The sequence below is a fragment of the Massilia sp. Masssp93 genome (assembly GCF_059491295.1).
In genome coordinates, this window is record NZ_CP168502.1 from 951,519 (window position 1) to 967,119 (window position 15,601).

Here is a 15,601-nt window from a genome sequence, read left to right on the forward strand (position 1 = left end):
TGCGGCGTGCGACGTGTCCCCTATACCGTGCCTAGAATGGTCGATCGTCTTCATACGTTCGACCAAAAGGAGTTTATATGGAACAAGTTGCCAGCAAGCCCTTACAAGGCAAGCGCATCGCCATGCTGATGACGGATGGCGTCGAACAGATCGAATACACGAGCCCCCGTTCTTTCCTGGAAGAGCAGGGGGCGACTGTCGTCCTGCTGGCGCCCAAGGCCGCAGGCGATGAAGTGCAGGGCTTCGACCACCTGCATCCGGCCGACCGCTTCAAGGTCGAGATGAACGTGAGCGATGCGAAACCGGCCGATTTCGATGGTCTCGTACTACCGGGCGGCGTCGCCAATCCAGATCAACTGCGCATGAGCAAGGAAGCCATCGCATTCATTCGTGATTTCGATGCCGAGGACAAGATGGTCGCGGCAATCTGTCACGGTCCGTGGACGCTGATCGACGCGGGCATCGCCACCGGCAAGCACCTGACCAGTTGGCCAAGCCTCAAGCGCGACCTGACGAATGCGGGCGCCGAATGGACCGATGAGGAAGTCGTGCTGGACGCGCGCCTCGTCACGAGCCGCAAGCCGGACGATCTGCCGGCATTCAATGACATGTTGCTGAAGGAATTGCTCGTCGCGCCAGGGACGGACCCTGGACCGACCTCCTGATCGTGTCGCCATCCAGTAAATTGGAGAATTAATCCAAAATAGTTGACGGAAAATCTTTCATATTGGAGAATTAGTCCATTATGAAAGAGGATTCTTCCGTCAACGGGCGTATCGCCCAACAGGTGCGGCTGCTGCGCGGCGCGCAGGGACTGTCGCTGGATGCGCTGTCGACCCAATGCGGCGTCAGCCGTTCGATGCTGTCGCTGATCGAGCGGGGCGAGACCAGTCCCACAGCCGTCGTGCTCGACAAACTCGCGGCCGGGCTCGGCGTGCCGCTGGCGTCGCTGTTCGACGATCCTGCGCGCAAGCCCGAGCCCGTCGCGCGCCTTGCCGACCAGGTCACCTGGCAGGACCCGCATTCCGGCTATCTGCGCCGCAATGTCTCGCCAGAAGGGCTCCAGTCGCCGACGCGTATCGTCGAAGTGACGTTTCCGCCGCGTACGCGTGTGACGTACGAGGCCGGCGCCCGCACGCCTGCCGTGCTGCAACAGATCTGGATCCTGGAAGGCAGGATGCAGATCGTCTACGGCGCGCAATCCTGGCTGCTGGAGACCGGCGACTGCCTCGCCATCCCGCTCGACGAACCGAATTCCTTCCACAACCCCGGGGACGTTCCGGCGCGCTATGCCGTCGTCCTCACCACGCTTGCCAGGAGCTGACCATGAGTTGCCGCGTTCGCCGTGTTGATACGTTGACCGATTCCGACATCGACGGGCTGGCCGCCGTGCTGCTCGACTGCGTCGAGGGTGGGGCGTCCGTCGGGTTCATGCAGCCGTTTTCCAGTGATCGGGCATCGGCATGGTGGCGTGGGCTTGCCGCCGACGTCGAGGCCGGCAAGCGTGCGTTGTTCGTGGCCGAGGACGAGATCGGCATCGTCGGCACCGTGCACCTCGTGCTGGCGCAGCCGGACAATCAGCCGCACCGGGCCGATCTGTGCAAGATGCTCGTGATGCAGCGTGCGCGCAAGCGGGGTATCGGCGCCGCGCTGATGGATGCGGCGGAGAAGGCAGCACGGTCGGCCGGCAAGACGCTGCTGGTGCTGGATACGGCCAGCCAGGATGCGGAGCGCCTGTATGCGCGCATGGGCTGGACCAGGCTGGGTGTCGTGCCCGGGTTCGCGCTGTGGCCCAATGGGGGATTGTGCGATACGACATATTTTTATCGCGATCTCACTGAGAGATCTCACTGAGAGGTAGTTGGTTTGCCGTATAAAAGTACGAAGCGGAGTGTCCTCCGCCTCATCCATCTTTCTGCTCAGTGCTTGATCAGTGACATCAGATGCTCTGCCGCTTCGGCGACAGGGCGCCCTTTTACCTGGCTTTCCTCGACTTGCACCTGATGGTGCGCCTGATCGTGACGTTGCCGAAAGATGGGCTGGATTTTCTGTTTGCCGATCATGACGGGATCAGTCCTGATTGCGCCCAGAAACCGGGTGCTGTTGGGGTCGGTAATGACGGTCATATTCACTTTCATGGCATCCTCCGTATATCAATGCTGTGTTAATCGGCCGTGAATCCGCCGCCGCACAGCGCATAGCGCGTGCCGACGCCATCACAATGCAGCTGGAACCAATAGGCGTGCTTGCCATCGGTTCCAAAGGAAATACCCTCATTATTGGTCGTAAGGGTGTTGTTGGCATCCTGCGGTTTTCCTTCGAAAAATTGCGCACCGAAATCCTGACCGTCATTGATTAAAAGGCCGACTTCGATGGTGGAGCCACCATTGATATAACCCCAGTTGTCGACATTAATTGCCATGTTCATACTCCTAGATGGTTAAGAAAACGATCAACTGACGTGATTGCCCATCACGTTAGTACACAGAGGCCAATGGGCGTATCGCAACAATATTTTGCGTTGATTTATAGCGCCTGCGTTCACTCATCGTAAGCCCGCAAGGAGGCCTGTAAAGGGTGATTCGTCGTGGTATTGACGCTTATCTACCGAGTCCAGATAGGATTAGGAAATTTCCTGAAAATTCAATCGGTAAGTCGCTGATTTAAAAAGGAATAGCTTTTGGTGTAAATGCCGGACATTGCGCATGGCGGCCGATAAACGTCGATGTTCTATTTATCGTTGGAAGTGGCCGAGGCGAAGCAAAAATGCATGAGCCGCGACATGTCCGCCCGCGAGCGCAGCGAAATGAAATGGACAGCCGTTGAGATTTCGACGCTATTCCAATCGTGCGGCAATAAATCAGCTTGGGCTTGTACGCCGCCGCGCTCCCTTGTATCCTTGGCAAGAACATCGACCAGGCGGCCGCTCCGACCACGCATGCACATCACGCTCACGCTAGACACTGGCGGGGAAACCCTTCACATCCACTCGTTCGCCGACCGCTGCCCGAACTGCGCCGGCGAGACGATCGCGTTCGCGGACGAATGGAGCGCCAGCCGCTTCCTGCACCGGCACCGCCACGACGCGGCCAGCATGGCCCGCCTGCGGGCTGCGCTCGCTGCGGACGTCGTCGGCCTGGACCGCCTGACGGACGACGACGTCATCGCGGCCGGCGCCTGGCGGCTGGGCCGCGGCGCGTGGAAAGTCAGCCGTCACGCCCAGCGGCAATCCACTGGCGGTGGCGGTGGCGGAGGTGGGGCGGCGAGCGCCGCGGGCAGTAGCGCGGCCGCGTCGGCGGCGCCGCGGCGCAGCCCGACGCCCGCGGCGGCGCGCACGGCATCGCCCGCGGCGGCAGCCGCCGGTGCGGCGGTCGCAGCGCCCGCCGAGTGGCCCGAAGCGGCGGACCAGATCGCGCAGGCGCAAACGCTCGAACGGGCCGCGCAGTCCGGCGCGCCGTTCTGCGAAATCTGCGAGCAGCGCCGGCGCGAGCGCGCGGGAGCCGCAGCATGACCGACGCGGAACTGCAGGCATTGACAGGCGTCCTCTGGCCCGACGGCGACGGCACGTCGCGCCAGCAGGCCTATTGGCTGCTGGACGGCGCGCGCGATCCGGCCATCTTCGGCCTGCTGCGGGCCGGCGGGCTCGAATACAGCTGCCTGTACACGGGCAACCTGCATCCGCGCCTGCAGGCCGCCGCGCCTTACCTGGTGCATCTGGCGGCGAATTCGCTCACCACCAACCGGTTGCTGCGCAGCGGCTGGGGCAAGTCCTGGGGCATCCTGACGACGGCGGCGCCGGACGTGACACTGGCGCGCCAGCGTCTCCATTTCAAGAAATTCCTGCGGGTCAGGACGGAGGACGGCCGCGAGCTGGCGTTCCGCTTCTACGACCCGCGCGTGCTTAACGTCTACCTGCCGACCTGTACGGATGCGGAGTTCAAGACGCTGCTCGGCCCGGTGGCGCGGCTGCTGGCCGAGGCGCCCGGCGGCGCCGGCCTGCGCCAGTTCGATCTCGACGGTCAGCGCATGCGCACGCGCGAACTGGCGCTTGCCGGCGTGGACCCCGCGGCAGCATGCTAGTCCAGGCCTCCTCGTCAGCAATCGGTGGCGATGCCTGATTTGTCTACCGGGGACGTTCGCTTGTGCTCTCCATGAACGACACGGCATCCTTGTCGATCTCTGGAAAACGAATCTTGCAGCTTCCGGCCGTCGTGAGGCCATCGAAACGGGCAAATCCCTCCCCATCGAGGTAGCCTGCAGTTACCTCGCCCGACGGCAACACGACTTCGTAAGCGGCCCACGAGATGCCCGCGCCATCTTCGCCCACCAGTTCGATCTCGAGCCAATGCGTGGATTGCCGTTCCGGACAGGCCTCGACGACCGCTGCCGGCGCCACGTTGACGCGAGCGCTGGACTGTCCCGTGTTGCTGCGCATGTCCGCAGGGGGCGGAGCGGCCTGCGCGTCGGATCCGGCGCCATCCTGGCCCTGGGCCGCGCGCTGGCTCCCGGACCAGCTTTCCAGCGCCGCCAGCTTGGACTCGGGATCGCCGCCGTAGGCCAGAAGCGAACCCGATACGTCGCGCGGTAAATCCGCCGGCGCCGTGCCGTCAAGCGCGACTGCCATGCGCGCGACCTGCTGCGCCTGCGTCAGGCCGCACCGCCGCGCAAAGTCAACCGTTTCAGCCAGCACTGCCGCGTCTACCGGCTTGCCCGGCGATGCCGCCTGCACGGCGCCGGCGACCTGTTCCAGCAAGCGTTCCCCAACCGCTTGCGCCATCGAATCCATTTGAAATTGACGTATGATCAACATGCCATCACACCACCATGTTGATTTGTTCTTCACGGCAGCCCTCGAGCAATGCCATGGCATAGCCGCCGACCTTGGGCGGAAGGCTGCAGTTGTCCGGTACCGGCAATACGCACCGATACCGGTCTACGGCCACACGCATTTTCTTGCCGTCGCTGGATATCCGCATGATTTTTCCCATCACGAACACCAAGGCGCTCCGTCCCTGCGGCTCGATCACTGTGATTGCTTCCCTCGGTTCGGAAAGGCCGATAGCGAGGTGGACGTACGGCTTGTCGCCCTTTACATGCACGATCGCAACGGGGAGGTCGGGCACTATCATGCCCTGAGGGCTCTTGGGCAGCGGCAACTGCAGCGGTCCGTCCGCCGTTTCGACATTCATGTACGCCGGAGCAAGCGAGGTCACCACGGCGATATGGAAGTCGGCCTTGGGACCTTCCAGCGTGAGCAGTGCCACGGCTGGCCAGGTATCCACGTGCGTGCAATTGGTGTAAGCCAGACGGTGCACCCGTATCCTGTCGCGTTGATCCCTGATCCTGCGATACAGCGACAGATCGTGCTGCAATTTGTAGAACTCGGGTTTCAGCGGCTCCACCTCGATGTCGACCACGACCGGAAGATGGTCGCTGACATAGTTCCGGTAGATGAAAAACGCTTGCTGCAGCGGCGTCAGGTTGGTAAAACCCGGCCAGTCATGCGCCGCTCCCGCGGGGTCGACGGTGCCTTGGACGATCTCATCCTGGATCCACCCTACCACGTCGACGACGGCCGCAGTCACTATCTTCGACTGGAGTTTCTGACCGCGCACGAGGACATTGTCGTAGGCGCTCGAGGTAAAGCTTGTGACATCGCCACCCAGTTTTTGATATGGCACGTCTTCGAAGCGCTTGTAAGGGCCATCGCTGTTCGTCTTCTTTTTGCTGTTGAAGACCGTCGTCAACGAGCTCGGTACTTTCGGTATCGCAGGCTCGAATCCCGCCGCCAGCAGACCCGAATAGGCGCGGCCCGCGGCGGCGCCCTTCATATTGCCGAGGCTTTCGGTCGGGTCGAGGTTCAGGTCGCCGATGATAATCGCATTGTCGTGATCGCCCAGGCGCTTTTTGTCGCCCGCATCGGCGTCGAGCATCTGGAGCACGGCATCGACGCGGATCTGCATGCCCTTCGCGTTATCGTCGCCAAACGGGGCATGGAAACCAACCACCGGGAAATCGATGGCCGTCGTTTCAGTACTCAGCGTCGCGGACATCGACAAAATGAAGGGGCTCCTGCCGTACGTGCTTGCGGAGGGATCCAGATAGGGCAATTTCGGGCCCTGCGGAGCAATGGTCGGGAATTTTATGCGATCGAGCCCGGCACTGAACGCCACCGCCTTGGGGTGCGCGCCATTCTGCGCCAGCACGTCCCCCACTGCCTTGCCGGGGTACCGCTGCGTGAATACCTGGCGGCGCTCGTCGTGGCTCATATCGCGCTCCGGCTGCACGACCGAGTTCGCGATGCCGACGATATCGAGCTTCTGGCCGAGGGTGAGCGGGTTGGGATCGATGCCCTTCGTTGCCACTTCGCGATTCAGCACATACTCCGGATTCGAGTTGGGTTGCAATTTCGTCAGAAATTCGGCCCAGCGGCTGCCATCATCCCGCGGTACGGGGGGAGGCATCACCCGTTTATCAATGCCGAGCGCGTCGAACATGGCCGATTCCGCAAACTGGTCCGCATCGATCCCGCGTGCATCCAGGTCCGCCGCCATCAGGTGCCACTTCTGGTCTTCGGTGGAAGTCGCCGAATGTCCACGGCCGAACAGGTAGGCCGCGCAGCGCTCTTGCGGCGTGTACGGCGCCAAAGGCGGTACCGTGTGCCGCAGCAGGCCAGTGCGATACCGGTATGCCTGCGCCGCCTTGTCACACATCTGGATCACGCCGTCGAACGATCCTTGCGGCTGGCCGCGCGCCAGGATGGCATAGGTCTCCAGGTCGACGCCGCCCAAGGAAAAAGCGCACGCCTTGATTTCATTGCGCAGGTTGTCGGACGCCGTCGAATATGGATTCCAGTCCTGGCATGCTGCGCAAACCACGCTGATCCCGAGCCGTTCGCCGCACGCCGCGCATGATTTCAGCCGGAACATGACGTTGGATTCGGCAACGTCGTTCAGCGGCACCAGCGCCAGATCGGCGATCGCCGCGCTCGTATCGATGTACGTCGGCTCGTAATAGGCACGCAGCACGTCGCTGCCCAGGTAGAATCTTTTCCACTCGCCGCTGTACACGGGGTTGTTTTTGGGGGAGCGCGGGTTGATGGAGAATGCCTTTGACATCGACGGGAAAAATTTTTCATTTTTTCCGCTGTCGTACAGGTAAATGCGGAATGGCGGCTTATAGCGTTTGCCGGTCAATTCGGTGGACAGCATCTCGTACGTGCTCACCATCGAAGCGACGGACTCCGAATTCTTCAGCACATCCGCGGCCTCCGTTTCCAGTTCCCTGACATCCCACGCTTCTTCGCTGGACTCGTCTTCCTTGTAAGTCGACGGGTTTGCCAGCCGGTGTTCGATCGCGGCGAGATTGACCGAATTATTCTCGCGGCTCTCCAGCAGCAGGCAAATATCCGCTTTCAACTCATCCAGGATGCGGTTGATGACGACATTGACGTAGGCATTCCGTATCGCCTTGCTCTCTTCGTACTTCTGCACATTCCACGAGACGATCGTCAGCACCTTCTTGGGGGGCGGTCCCAGCGTTGTCAGCCCCATGGCGCTCGACGACGGAAAGGCGCTGATCGGCCCGCCGGATGCGGTGATCGGCCTGCGCTTGACGACGTCGGCGGGCTTCAGCGGACGGTTGGGTTGCGGGGGAAAGGTCATGATGCGGACTGTGCGTTGGTTGCCGGGAGCGCGCCGGGGGCATCGTGCAGCTGCTGCAGCCTGGCGCGAGTGGTGTCGTCAGCCGTGCCGGTGACCGGCAGGCCGACACGCTCCTGAAATTTACGCAGCGCTATGTCCAGTTGGGTATCCAGCGGTGCATCGGGATCGCCGCAGAAAAAGCCCAGGTTGTTCAGACGCTTTCGCACACCCGTCAGTTCGTCGACGGGATCGAGGGTTCCCAACTGCAATTGATAGGTTTCGCCTTCGATCGTGACCTCACCGCTCTGCGCATTTGGCGGTACGAAGACGTCGAGGACGCCATCGCCGTCCGTCCGACCTTCCATCCTGTGCTGATCGATCGTTAATACATAGCTTGCGCCCGTACGCGGCCCCTTGTCGGACAGAAACTGCAGGCGCAACCGCGCCGGTACGCCCCGCCGCTTGAAGCGGTGTCGTTGCGACGTCGGCTTGTCGAAGGCGGCCGCACGGCGATCCGGAATCGTCAGCACGTCGCCCGGCATCAGGACATCGCCATTGACGCGCAGTTCCCGCAGCGCCTGGTTTTCCGGCAGCGTCCAGAGCGTGTCCGGGAAAAAACCGAACTGGAACGCGATACTGGTGATCGTTTCGCCCTGCTTTACCGTATGACTTGTCGCCGCCACGCTCGCTCCTTATTCGATGTAGATAATCGGCCGCCGCTCGCCGCAACGGCCGCAGCTCGATCAAGGCGTGCAAGGCGCAGTCGCCATAAGCGATCGTCCGTCTGGATCACGCCTATCGAGAGGCGTCAATGCCGCCAGGTGGCGTTAGCGGATGATTTTGCGATCTTTCACGTCGAGCAAACCACCACGTCCGCGACGCTTGATGCGGGCCACGCCCAGCCAATTTCCAGGAGAGATCGTTGGTGGAATTGCATGTCAGCATTATAGAGTTTTCACGGGGCGATCAGCAGGATTTTGAACGCGACGACTTGGGAGACACGCCTGGGCGGGGGCGTCGGCTCGATGGGGTCGGACAGAAGTATCAGGCCCGGCCGGCCCTTGCAGTATCGCCCGGGCGGCGTGCTCGTTGCCGCCGTTTTATCGAACTCGGAGGATCAGGCGCGCGCCGGCTCGGCCTTCGTCCGTGCAGGATGAGGATTCGATACCTCGGTTCAAGAGGTAATTAAACAAAAGCCCCGCCGGCTTGCGCCGGTGGGGCTTTTATTTTGAATACTGGTGGAGGCGGAGGGAATCGAACCCTCGTCCGCAAGCACTCTACAGACAGTTCTACATACTTAGCACTATCTTTTAATTTAACGCGGCCGACGGGGATGTGCACCCTTCGACCAAGCGAGTTACCTTAAATTTCGGAAGCAACCAAGTAACCCGGTTGAGTCCTAGCCTCTGTAAATGACTCTACTTGCCTTGCGGCCCACCCCAGAGGCGAGGTAGTGTAGAGCTAGCAGCGATTAAGCTGCGAGTGCGTACGAGTTATCGTTTGCAGTTATTGATTTCTGGATGTATTTACGAGGTGACCAGTCCTCGGTATGCCCTGTTCTGCTTTGCAACCCACGTCGAAACCAGGTCGCCCCCAGAAAGAGAATGCTCATTGTACCGCAATCGGCCAGTGAGCGGAGGGCCTGGACGCGCCCTCACACCCGATATGGGCGCGAGGTGCGGAGAATCAAGGCCCGGACCGTTCAACGGCCCTGGTTCTGGTTGGCGATCTGGTTGCCCAGCATGCCGCCGCCGATGATGCCGGCCACCGTGGCCAGCTTGCGCCCGTTGCCGCTGCCGACCTGGTTGCCCAGCAGGCCGCCCACGACGGCGCCCGTGCCGATGGCGACGTAGTTCGGCTGCGCTGCGGGACGCGGTGCCGGTTCATGATAGGCCGGCGCATCGTTTTGTGCGTAGCTTGCGTGGTGCACGGTGTGCCGCGGTTTCGCCGGCACTTCCTTGATCACGGTTTCCTTGATCACGACCGGGGCCGGAGCCGGCTGGGCACTTGCGACGGCCGGTTGGGCGTAGGCGGCTTGCAGCGGTTGCGCACCCTGGGGCGCTTCCGCGGCCATCGGCAGGGCGGCCGTCGTGGCGCCCGCCTCGGGTGCGCTGTGCGAGCTCGGCAGGAGGCCGGTGATCGCGGCCGCGCCGGCCAGGCTGACGACGATGACGGACACTGCGGCAGCTGCCATCAGCGGGTGGATGCGGGAGGTGGCGGTCTTGATCGTTTCCATTTTTCTGCTCCTGAGACGTTGTTGTCGTATGGCTCTAGATTACTCAGAGGCACTGTGAAGAGATAGACAGTGAGCTGTATCAATCGTAAAGATATGTAAATGCCGAGCCGGACGGCCGAAGAAAGCCGTCCAACGAGGACGCGATACTGCCAAGTAGTTTGCAACTAACCGACAGCTGGCCGCGGCACCGGAACAAGGCCACCACGATCGGTGGCAAGGCGCAGGCAAGAGGTGGATCGATCGCTCCGCGTCACTGCCCGCCTGGGGCAGGCAGGACGCGGCAGTCAGCGCGGTGAATCAGGCTGCCTTTTCCGCGGCCCGGGCGGCATCCGCCAGTTCCAGCAGCATCCGCAGCAACTGGCGCGGCGTGTCGAGCTGGTAGTCGGCGCCCCACGTGGCCGGATCGATGGAACCGCAATAGCCCCAGTTGCACGCCACGGTGACCATGCCGGCCGCGCGGCCCGCTTCGATGTCGCGCAGGTCGTCGCCCACGTACCAGCAGTGGGTCGGATCGATGTCCAGGCGGCGGGCCGCTTCCAGCAGCGGGGCGGGGTGCGGTTTCGCGTGCGGCGTCGTGTCGCCCGAGATCACGCAGCCGGCGTGCGCCAGCCCGATCATCGGCACCAGCGGGTCGGTAAAGCGCGCCGACTTGTTGGTGACGATGCCCCACGCCATGCCGGCCGCCATGATGCCGTCCAGCAGGTCGGGCACGCCGTCGAACAGCGTGCTGTGTACGGCCATCGCCGACCGGTAGCGCTCGAACCATTGATCGCGCAGTTCGTCGAAGCCCGCGTCGCCCGGTGCCAGGCCGAAGGCGGCGCCGATCATGCCGCGGGCGCCGTGCGATGCGGTCGGGCGCAGCAGCGCGTACGGCGTCGGTTCCAGGCCACGCTCGGTGCGCATCCAGTTGACGGCGGCCGCGAGGTCGGGCGCGGTGTCGGCCAGGGTGCCGTCGAGATCGAACAGGACGGCGCGCGGCGCGGGCAGGGAAGAAGGAAAAGTCATGAGGCAATCGTCAGAGCGGTTTGCTGCAGGCCACCATGTAGTTGACGTCGGTGTCCTGGTTCAGCGAGTAGATCTTGGTCAGCGGGTTGTACGTCAGGCCCTTCAGCCCGTCGACGATGAGGCCGGCGTCGCGCGCGAAGTTCGACAGTTCGGCCGGCGTGATGAATTTGGCATAGTCGTGGGTGCCGCGCGGCAGCATGCGCAGCACGTATTCGGCGCCGACGACGGCGAACAGATACGATTTGACGTTGCGGTTCAAGGTCGAGAAGAACACGCGGCCGCCCGGTTTGACGAGGGTCGCGGCGGCGCGCACGATGGCGGCCGGGTCCGGGACGTGCTCGAGCATTTCCATGCAGGTCACGACGTCGAACTGGCCCGGCTCCGCCGCGGCCATGTCCTCGGCCGCGATCAGTTGATAGCGCACTTCCACGCCCGATTCCAGGCTGTGCAGGTCGGCCACCTTGAGGGCCTTTTTCGACAGGTCGATGCCCGTCACCTTGGCGCCCTTGCGCGCCATGGATTCGGCCAGGATGCCGCCGCCGCAGCCGATGTCGATGACGTTCTTGCCAGCCAGCGGCACGCGCGCGTTGATCCATTCCAGGCGCAACGGGTTGATGTCGTGCAGCGGACGGAATTCGGACGTCGGGTCCCACCAGCGGTGGGCCAGCTCACTGAACTTCTGGATCTCTAAGGGATCGGCGTTGGTCGTCGTAGTCATAGGACGGAATGATAGCGGAAATGGGTAGCCGGCACGGATGGGGTCGCGAAAAAAACACAGGGCCGGCGAGCATAAAAAAACCCCGCCGGAGCGGGGTTGTTCGGGCGCCAGGCCGGATTACTGCTGCTGGCTGCCGCGGGTACCGACGACTTCGATTTCGACGCGACGGTTCTTGGCGCGGCCGGCGGCGGTCTTGTTGTCGGCGACCGGCTGTTTCTCGCCCTTGCCTTCGGTGTAGACGCGCTTGGCTTCCACGCCCTTGCTCTGCAGATAAGCCTTGACGGCTTCGGCGCGGCGCACGGACAGCTTCTGGTTGTATTCGTCGGTGCCGACCGAGTCCGTGTGGCCGACGGCGATGATGACTTCCAGGTTGATGTCCTTCAGCTTGCCGACCAGGTCGTCCAGCGATGCCTTGCCGGCAGGCTTCAGCACGGCCTTGTCGAAGTCGAAGAAGGCGTCAGCCGAGTAGCTCACCTTTTCCGAGGTCGGGACCGGGGCTGCTGCCGGGGCCGGAGCCGGGGCAGGTGCCGGGGCGGCGGCCGGCGCCGGAGGCGGCGGTGCGACGCACTTGCCGTTTTCCAGATGCTCGGGTTCCACGCACAGCGGTGCGTCGCAGCCGGGGACCGCGTCGGCCGGGGTCCAGTAGCCGGTGCGCCAGCACAGGCCGAAAGGATCGCGGGCGATAACGCCACGGGCATCCTGCACGTAAGCGCTGTACGGCGTGCGAGCGTGAATATCGGTGGTCAGCGGCGCATACGGCGGTGCGCTTTGCGCGGATGCACTGCCCGCCATCGCGGCCGTGGCTGCGAATACGAGGGTTGCCAATTTATTCATATTTCTTCTTCCTTTCGGTAAAATCTTCTAGCAGCGAAACTGCTCAGAGGCAATAAGACGTGAGCATAATATTAACACTCGAAACAGCACGTCGGTTCCGCATTGTGAAACAAGCAATTAACGTCTCGGCCATTTTGCCACATACGCCACATCCGCACGATCAGGCGTCGACCAATTGCCGTGCATGGTATTTGTCGCGTTGTTTCTGCACAACAAGGTGTCGGAAAGCGCATGCAAGCTTGACGAACGTTTATGACAGGAATGTGTCAAGGCGTTAATTGTGCCAATTTGCCATCGCCGTCGGTTGCCCCCGAATTGCGTTGCTGACAGGTCGGCCGTGGTAAAATCATGGGCTTGGAATTCAACAAATCAGCCTGAAGGCGCCGACCCGCACAATGGATCAATTCGCAAAAGAAACAGTTCCAATTTCCCTGGAAGAAGAGATGCGCAAGAGCTACCTCGATTACGCCATGAGCGTGATCGTGGGCCGCGCTCTGCCGGACGTGCGCGACGGTTTGAAACCCGTGCACCGCCGCGTGCTGTACGCGATGCACGAGATGAACAACGTCTGGAACCGTCCCTACCTCAAGTGCGCGCGCGTGGTCGGCGACACGATGGGTAAGTATCACCCGCACGGCGATGCGTCGATCTACGACACCCTGGTCCGCATGGCCCAGGATTTCTCGCTGCGCTACACGCTCGTGGACGGGCAGGGCAACTTCGGTTCGATCGACGGCGATTCCGCCGCGGCGATGCGTTACACCGAGTGCCGCCTGGACAAGATCTCGAACGAGCTGCTGGCCGATATCGACAAGGACACGGTCGACTTCCAGCCGAACTATGACGGCAAGGAAAAAGAACCGACCGTCCTGCCGACGCGCATCCCGAACCTGCTGATCAACGGCTCGTCCGGCATCGCGGTCGGCATGGCGACGAACATCCCGCCGCACAACCTGTCGGAAGTGATCAGCGGCGCGCTGCACGTGCTCCGGAATCCGGATTGCACGATCGACGAGCTGATCGAGCTGATCCCGGCGCCGGACTTCCCGACGGCCGGCATCATCTACGGCGTCTCCGGCGTGCGCGACGGCTATCGCACGGGCCGCGGCCGCGTCGTGATGCGCGCCAAGACGCACTTCGAGGAATACGGCAAGGACGGCGGCCGCATCGCGATCATCGTCGACGAGCTGCCGTACCAGGTCAACAAGAAATCGCTGCTGGAGCGCATCGCCGAAAACGTGCGCGACAAGAAGCTGGAAGGCATTTCCGACATCCGCGACGAGTCCGACAAATCGGGCATGCGCGTCGTGATCGAGCTGAAGCGCGGCGAAGTGCCGGAAGTCGTGCTGAACAACCTGTACAAGCAGACCCAGCTGCAAGACACGTTCGGCATGAACATGGTGGCCCTCGTCAACGGCCAGCCGAAGCTGCTGAACCTCAAGCAGATGCTGGAGTGCTTCCTGTCGCACCGCCGCGAAGTGGTCACGCGCCGCACCGTGTTCGAACTGCGCAAGGCGCGCGAACGCGGCCACATGCTGGAAGGCCTGGCCGTCGCGCTGGCGAACATCGACGATTTCATCGCGATCATCAAGGCCGCGCCCACGCCGCCGGTCGCGAAGACGGAACTGATGGCGCGCGCCTGGGATTCGTCCCTCGTGCGCGAGATGCTGAACCGCACCGAACTGGGCGCCTCCGGCGGCATCGAGGCATTCCGTCCGGAGCACCTGCCGAAGCACTACGGCATGCAGACCGACGGCCTGTACAAGCTGTCGGACGAGCAGGCCCAGGAAATCCTGCAGATGCGCCTGCAGCGCCTCACCGGCCTGGAGCAGGACAAGATCATCAACGAGTACCGCGACGTGATGCTGCACATCGCCGACCTGCTCGACATCCTGGCCCGCCCGGAGCGCGTCACGCAGATCATCACGGACGAAATGCTGCACGTGAAGTCCGAATACGCCGACAACGGCAAGGACACGCGCCGCTCCGCGATCGAGCACAACGCGTCCGACCTGGAAACGGAAGACCTGATCACGCCGCAGGACATGGTCGTCACGCTGTCGCACACAGGTTATATGAAGTCGCAGCCGATTTCCGAATACCGCGCGCAGAAGCGCGGCGGCCGCGGCAAGCAGGCGATGGCGACGAAGGACGAGGACTGGATCGACCAGCTGTTCATCGCCAACACGCACGACTACATGCTGTGCTTCAGCAACCGCGGCCGGATGTACTGGCTGAAGGTGTGGGAAGTGCCGCAGGGTTCGCGCAACTCGCGGGGCAAGCCGATCGTCAACATGTTCCCGCTGCAGGACGGCGAGAAGATCACGGTGATCCTGCCGCTGTCGGGCGAGAACTCGACGTTCCCCGAAGACCACTATGTGTTCATGTCGACGAGCCTCGGCACGGTCAAGAAGACGCCGCTGCGCGACTTTTCCAACCCGCGCAAGGCCGGCATCATCGCCGTCGACCTGGACGAAGGCGACTTCCTGATCGGCGCCGCCCTCACGGACGGCAAGCACGACGTGATGCTGTTCTCGGACGCCGGCAAGGCCGTGCGCTTCGACGAGAACGATGTGCGTCCGATGGGCCGCACGGCGCGCGGCGTGCGCGGCATGAACCTGGAAGAGGGCCAGAACGTGATCGCGCTGCTGGTCGCCGAGAACGAGCGGCAGTCGGTGCTGACCGCGACCGAGAACGGCTTCGGCAAGCGTACCCCGATCACCGAGTACACCCGCCACGGCCGCGGCACGAAGGGCATGATCGCGATCCAGACGTCGGAGCGCAACGGTAAAGTCGTCGCCGCGACGCTGGTCGACGAAACGGACGAGATCATGCTGATCACGACCGGTGGCGTGCTGATCCGCACCCGCGTGGCCGAGATCCGCGAGATGGGCCGCGCCACCCAGGGCGTGACCTTGATCGCGGTGGAGGACGGCACCCGGCTGTCCGGCCTGCAGCGCGTGGTCGAGACGGACCTCGAGGAAACCGAGCTGGAACCGGCACCGGAATAAGCCGGTCCCGCCGCCGACAAGCCGCCGCGCGCCAACGCCGGCGGCTTTTTTATTTCCAAAAACCGGGGTCAGAGCCCTTATTTTGGCTATTTTCCACGATCAACATCGGAACGTTCGCCTTTTCGCAATGTGGCACCGTCCGGCGAAATGGCGG

The 15,601-nt window shown here is 62.7% G+C and carries 15 protein-coding genes and 1 other RNA gene; 6 read left to right on the forward strand and 10 right to left on the reverse strand.

The features are described 5' to 3' along the window. Positions 1–77 precede the first annotated feature (77 nt). The 3 genes from ACEN9Q_RS04160 to ACEN9Q_RS04170 all read left to right on the forward strand — a co-directional run bounded on the left by ACEN9Q_RS04160 (position 78) and on the right by ACEN9Q_RS04170 (position 1,854). Positions 78–665 (forward strand): type 1 glutamine amidotransferase domain-containing protein, encoded by a 588-nt coding sequence (locus tag ACEN9Q_RS04160; protein WP_495627466.1) that lies wholly within the window; start codon positions 78–80, stop codon positions 663–665. An 80-nt stretch (positions 666–745) separates the two neighbouring features. Then, on the forward strand, positions 746–1,324 hold the full coding sequence (locus ACEN9Q_RS04165; RefSeq protein ID WP_495627467.1) for a helix-turn-helix domain-containing protein: 579 nt from the start codon (positions 746–748) through the stop codon (positions 1,322–1,324). A gap of 2 nt (positions 1,325–1,326) precedes the next feature. Next, positions 1,327–1,854 (forward strand): GNAT family N-acetyltransferase, encoded by a 528-nt coding sequence (locus ACEN9Q_RS04170; protein WP_495627468.1) that lies wholly within the window; start codon positions 1,327–1,329, stop codon positions 1,852–1,854. Between the two features lie 65 nt (positions 1,855–1,919). Here the strand turns inward: ACEN9Q_RS04170 and ACEN9Q_RS04175 are convergent, their stop codons facing one another. Together ACEN9Q_RS04175 and ACEN9Q_RS04180 are read right to left on the reverse strand one after the other, a co-directional pair. Then, positions 1,920–2,138, reverse strand: coding sequence for a hypothetical protein (locus ACEN9Q_RS04175; RefSeq protein ID WP_157202159.1), 219 nt, complete (start codon positions 2,136–2,138; stop codon positions 1,920–1,922). 26 nt (positions 2,139–2,164) lie between these two features. After that, positions 2,165–2,422: a hypothetical protein gene (locus ACEN9Q_RS04180; RefSeq protein ID WP_157202160.1), complete on the reverse strand. Its 258-nt coding sequence runs from the start codon at positions 2,420–2,422 to the stop codon at positions 2,165–2,167. A 516-nt stretch (positions 2,423–2,938) separates the two neighbouring features. Here ACEN9Q_RS04180 and ACEN9Q_RS04185 point away from each other — a divergent pair. Both ACEN9Q_RS04185 and ACEN9Q_RS04190 read left to right on the forward strand, forming a co-directional pair. After that, on the forward strand, positions 2,939–3,511 hold the full coding sequence (locus ACEN9Q_RS04185) for a hypothetical protein (RefSeq protein ID WP_495627469.1): 573 nt from the start codon (positions 2,939–2,941) through the stop codon (positions 3,509–3,511). Beyond that, positions 3,508–4,080, forward strand: coding sequence for a DUF4123 domain-containing protein (locus ACEN9Q_RS04190; RefSeq protein ID WP_495627470.1), 573 nt, complete (start codon positions 3,508–3,510; stop codon positions 4,078–4,080). The genes ACEN9Q_RS04185 and ACEN9Q_RS04190 overlap by 4 nt, the downstream gene beginning before the upstream one ends. Positions 4,081–4,123: 43 nt before the next feature. Here ACEN9Q_RS04190 and ACEN9Q_RS04195 read toward each other — a convergent pair whose 3' ends face one another. From ACEN9Q_RS04195 to ompA, 8 genes are all read right to left on the reverse strand, one after another. Further along, the gene (locus tag ACEN9Q_RS04195) at positions 4,124–4,843 is read right to left on the reverse strand and encodes a hypothetical protein (RefSeq protein WP_495627471.1); all 720 of its coding nucleotides are present in this window, start codon (positions 4,841–4,843) and stop codon (positions 4,124–4,126) included. Beyond that, positions 4,815–7,664 (reverse strand): exonuclease/endonuclease/phosphatase family protein, encoded by a 2,850-nt coding sequence (locus ACEN9Q_RS04200; RefSeq protein WP_495627472.1) that lies wholly within the window; start codon positions 7,662–7,664, stop codon positions 4,815–4,817. The genes ACEN9Q_RS04195 and ACEN9Q_RS04200 overlap by 29 nt, the downstream gene beginning before the upstream one ends. Then, positions 7,661–8,326: a peptidoglycan-binding protein gene (locus tag ACEN9Q_RS04205; RefSeq protein ID WP_495627473.1), complete on the reverse strand. Its 666-nt coding sequence runs from the start codon at positions 8,324–8,326 to the stop codon at positions 7,661–7,663. Before ACEN9Q_RS04205 ends, ACEN9Q_RS04200 begins: the two co-directional genes overlap by 4 nt. A gap of 553 nt (positions 8,327–8,879) precedes the next feature. Then, positions 8,880–9,238, reverse strand: a transfer-messenger RNA (tmRNA) gene (ssrA, locus tag ACEN9Q_RS04210). Between the two features lie 107 nt (positions 9,239–9,345). After that, positions 9,346–9,879 (reverse strand): glycine zipper 2TM domain-containing protein, encoded by a 534-nt coding sequence (locus ACEN9Q_RS04215; protein ID WP_056450557.1) that lies wholly within the window; start codon positions 9,877–9,879, stop codon positions 9,346–9,348. Positions 9,880–10,176: 297 nt separating this feature from the next. Beyond that, positions 10,177–10,884, reverse strand: a complete 708-nt coding sequence (locus tag ACEN9Q_RS04220; RefSeq protein ID WP_495627474.1) for an HAD family hydrolase — start codon at positions 10,882–10,884, stop codon at positions 10,177–10,179. A 10-nt stretch (positions 10,885–10,894) separates the two neighbouring features. Continuing rightward, positions 10,895–11,602: a bifunctional 2-polyprenyl-6-hydroxyphenol methylase/3-demethylubiquinol 3-O-methyltransferase UbiG gene (ubiG, locus tag ACEN9Q_RS04225; RefSeq protein ID WP_056450563.1), complete on the reverse strand. Its 708-nt coding sequence runs from the start codon at positions 11,600–11,602 to the stop codon at positions 10,895–10,897. A 117-nt stretch (positions 11,603–11,719) separates the two neighbouring features. Further along, positions 11,720–12,436, reverse strand: coding sequence for an outer membrane protein OmpA (gene ompA, locus ACEN9Q_RS04230; RefSeq protein WP_056450566.1), 717 nt, complete (start codon positions 12,434–12,436; stop codon positions 11,720–11,722). A 395-nt stretch (positions 12,437–12,831) separates the two neighbouring features. Between ompA and gyrA the strand changes: the two genes are divergently transcribed. Further along, positions 12,832–15,447, forward strand: coding sequence for a DNA gyrase subunit A (gene gyrA / locus ACEN9Q_RS04235; protein WP_056450568.1), 2,616 nt, complete (start codon positions 12,832–12,834; stop codon positions 15,445–15,447). Positions 15,448–15,601: the final 154 nt, after the last annotated feature.